Origin of the sequence: Pantoea sp. Pa-EAmG (assembly GCF_030024295.1) — a bacterium.
Taxonomy (GTDB): Bacteria; Pseudomonadota; Gammaproteobacteria; order Enterobacterales; family Enterobacteriaceae; genus Pantoea; species Pantoea dispersa.
The window spans coordinates 1-3,902 of the sequence record NZ_JASEWO010000274.1 but is presented as its reverse complement, the minus strand read 5'-3'; the positions used below and the strand labels follow the sequence as shown (position 1 = coordinate 3,902).

General features: G+C 58.8%; 3 protein-coding genes. All 3 read left to right on the top strand.

Annotated elements, in window-relative coordinates; all coding sequences use genetic code 11:
• Positions 1–14: 14 nt before the first annotated feature.
• The gene (gene pepA, locus QMM04_RS21445; RefSeq protein ID WP_021506719.1) at positions 15–1,526 is read left to right on the top strand and encodes a leucyl aminopeptidase; all 1,512 of its coding nucleotides are present in this window, start codon (positions 15–17) and stop codon (positions 1,524–1,526) included.
• Between the two features lie 344 nt (positions 1,527–1,870).
• Complete coding sequence (locus QMM04_RS21440) at positions 1,871–2,329, top strand: DNA polymerase III subunit chi (protein WP_021506718.1); 459 nt, start codon at positions 1,871–1,873, stop codon at positions 2,327–2,329.
• A 5-nt stretch (positions 2,330–2,334) separates the two neighbouring features.
• Positions 2,335–3,902 (top strand): valine--tRNA ligase (locus tag QMM04_RS21435; protein ID WP_282996983.1); only part of this gene is annotated, 1,568 nt, incomplete at its 3' end.

Here is a 3,902-nt window from a genome sequence, read left to right as displayed (position 1 = left end):
ATTCAGGAGAGTGCATGGAGTTCAGTGTAAAAAGCGGTAGCCCGGAAAAACAGCGCAGCGCCTGCATTGTGGTTGGCGTTTTCGAACCGCGTCGTCTGTCACCGATTGCCGAGCAGCTGGATAAGATCAGCGATGGCTACATCAGTGCGCTGCTGCGCCGAGGTGAGCTGGAGGGCAAAGTGGGCCAGACGCTGCTGCTGCACCATGTGCCAAATATCCTGTCCGAACGTATCCTGCTGATCGGCTGTGGTAAAGAGCGCGAGCTGGATGAGCGCCAGTACAAACAGGTGATTCAGAAAACCATCAATACCCTGAACGACACCGGATCGATGGAAGCGGTGTGCTTCCTGACCGAGCTGCACGTTAAAGGGCGCAATACCTACTGGAAAGTACGCCAGGCGGTAGAAACCTCCAAAGAGGCGCTGTACAACTTCGACCAGCTGAAAAGCAACAAAGTTGAGCCGCGCCGTCCGCTGCGCAAGCTGGTGTTCAACGTGCCGACCCGCCGTGAGCTGACCAGCGGCGAGCGCGCTATTCAGCACGGTCTGGCCGTTGCCGCCGGCGTCAAAGCGGCGAAAGACCTGAGCAATATGCCGCCGAATATTTGTAACGCCGCGTATCTGGCGTCGCAGGCACGTCAGCTGGCCGATGCGTACAGCAAAAACGTTACCACCCGCGTGATTGGCGAACAGCAGATGAAAGAGCTGGGCATGAACGCCTATCTGGCGGTCGGTGCCGGTTCGCACAACGAGTCGCTGATGTCGGTGATTGAGTACAAAGGCAGCAGCGACGCCGATGCGCGCCCTATCGTGCTGGTAGGTAAAGGGCTGACCTTTGACTCCGGCGGCATCTCCATCAAGCCTGCCGAGGCGATGGATGAGATGAAATACGACATGTGCGGCGCGGCGTCGGTGTACGGCGTGATGCGCATGGTGGCGGAGCTGAATCTGCCGCTGAACGTGGTCGGCGTGCTGGTGGGCTGTGAGAACATGCCGGACGGGCGCGCGATGCGTCCGGGCGACGTGCTAACCACCATGTCCGGCCAGACGGTTGAAGTGCTGAATACCGATGCCGAGGGCCGTCTGGTGCTGTGCGATGCGCTGACCTACGTTGAGCGCTTCGATCCGGAAGTGGTGATTGACGTCGCCACCCTGACCGGTGCCTGCGTGATCGCGCTGGGCCATCACGTCAGCGGGTTGATGTCGAACCACAATCCGCTGGCGCACGAGCTGATCAGCGCGTCAGAGCAGTCGGGCGACCGCGCGTGGCGTCTGCCGATGGCCGATGAGTATCAGGAGCAGCTGGAATCTAACTTTGCCGATATGGCTAACATCGGTGGCCGTCCGGGCGGCGCAATTACTGCAGCCTGCTTCCTGGCACGCTTTGCACGCAAGTTTAACTGGGCGCACCTGGATATCGCCGGCACCGCCTGGCGCTCCGGCAAAGCCAAAGGCGCGACCGGCCGTCCGGTGCCGCTGCTGTCGCAGTTCCTGCTGAACCGCGCTGGCCTGAACGGCGACGATTAAGAGCCAGGGCGAATGCTGCAACGGTGCGTATGGATGCGTTAAATACCGTGCGGCCATTGGAACGGTGCGCATGAATGCGCACCCTACGGGTGTGATGGTGCGTATAAATGCGTTAAATACCGTGCGGCCATTGAAACGGTGCGCATGAATGCGTTTGACACCCTGCGGCCATTGAAACGGTGCGCATGAATGCGCACCCTACGGGTGTAGGGTCGCCATTTATGGCGACCTGATTATCAGCCGCACGGTTTGTAAGGTCGCCGTTGATGGCGACCTTATTATTGGACGCCGCAATCTTACTGTCGCACAATGCGCCCCACTGTCATTGATGGAAATAACCTGCCATGAAAAACGCCACCTTCTTCGTGATGGAGTCTGAAAGCGCCAGCGACGGCTTAAGCGCCATCGAAGCGCTGGTGTGCGATTTGGCCGCCAGCCGCTGGCGAGACGGTAAGCGCATCCTGATTGCCTGCGAAGATGAACAGCAGGCCAATCGACTGGATGAAGCACTGTGGCAGCGTCCGGCCAACGCCTTTGTGCCGCACAACCTGGCCGGCGAAGGCCCGCGCTATGGCGCGCCGGTTGAGCTGGCCTGGCCGCAGCGACGCGGCAGTGCGCCGCGCGATCTGCTGATCAGCCTGCTACCGCAGTTCGCAGATTTTGCTACCGGTTTCCATGAAGTGATAGACTTCGTACCTTATGAAGAATCCCTGAAACAACTGGCGCGCGACCGCTATAAAGCGTATCGCAGCGTTGGTTTCCAATTGAATACGGCGACGCCACCCCCGCCGCAAACGACATAGCAGATATGGAAAAGACATATAACCCGCAAGATATCGAGCAGCCGCTCTACGAGCACTGGGAACAGCAGGGCTACTTTAAACCGAATGGCGATACCAGCCAGGAAAGCTTTTGCATCATGATCCCGCCGCCGAACGTCACCGGTAGCTTGCATATGGGTCACGCCTTCCAGCAAACCATCATGGATACCATGATCCGCTACCAGCGCATGCAGGGTAAAAACACCCTGTGGCAGGCAGGTACGGACCACGCCGGTATCGCCACGCAGATGGTGGTTGAGCGCAAGATCGCCGCTGAAGAGGGCAAAACGCGTCAGGATTACGGTCGTGACGCCTTTATCGAAAAAATCTGGCAGTGGAAGGCTGAATCCGGCGGCACCATTACCCGCCAGATGCGTCGCCTTGGCAACTCGGTTGACTGGGAGCGCGAGCGCTTCACCATGGATGAAGGCCTGTCCAACGCGGTGAAAGAAGTCTTCGTCCGTCTGTACAAAGAAAACCTGATTTACCGTGGCAAGCGCCTGGTGAACTGGGACCCGAAACTGCGCACGGCGATCTCTGATCTCGAAGTGGAAAACCGCGAGAGCAAAGGCTCAATGTGGCACATTCGCTATCCGCTGGCGGACGGCGTGAAAACTGCCGAAGGCAAAGATTACCTGGTGGTGGCCACCACCCGTCCGGAAACCCTGCTGGGCGATACCGGCGTGGCGGTCAACCCGGAAGATCCGCGTTATAAAGATCTGATCGGCAAAGAAGTGATCCTGCCGCTGGTGAACCGTCGTATTCCGATCGTCGGCGACGAACACGCCGATATGGAGAAAGGCACCGGCTGCGTGAAGATCACCCCGGCGCACGACTTCAACGACTACGAAGTGGGCCGTCGTCACAAGCTGCCGATGATCAACATCCTGACCTTTGATGGCGACATCCGCGAGCGTGCGGAAGTGTTCGACACCAACGGTGAAGTCAGCGATGCCTGTTCCGATGAAATTCCGCCGCAGTTCCAGAAGATGGAGCGTTTTGCCGCGCGTAAAGCGATTGTTGCGGCGGTTGACGAGCTCGGCCTGCTCGACGAAATCAAACCACACGATCTGACGGTGCCGTACGGCGACCGCGGCGGCGTGGTGATCGAGCCGATGCTGACCGATCAGTGGTACGTGCGCACGGCCCCGCTGGCGAAAGTCGCGGTGGAAGCGGTAGAAAACGGCGACATTCAGTTTGTGCCGAAGCAGTACGAAAACATGTACTTCTCGTGGATGCGCGACATCCAGGACTGGTGCATCTCGCGTCAGCTGTGGTGGGGTCACCGCATTCCGGCCTGGTACGACAACAACGGTAACGTCTATGTCGGACGCAGCGAAGAAGAAGTGCGTCAGGAAAACAATCTGGCCGCCGACGTGACGCTGCGCCAGGATGACGACGTGCTTGATACCTGGTTCTCTTCCGGCCTGTGGACATTCTCTACGCTGGGCTGGCCGGAGAATACCGAAGCGCTGCGCACCTTCCATCCTACCAGCGTGCTGGTGAGCGGCTTCGACATCATCTTCTTCTGGATTGCGCGCATGATCATGCTGAC

Excerpts from the sequence above, each read along its gene's own strand:
- QMM04_RS21440 (WP_021506718.1), top strand. The coding sequence starts at position 1,871 with ATGAAAAACGCCACCTTCTTCGTGATGGAGTCTGAAAGCGCCAGCGAC.
- pepA (WP_021506719.1), top strand. The coding sequence starts at position 15 with ATGGAGTTCAGTGTAAAAAGCGGTAGCCCGGAAAAACAGCGCAGCGCC.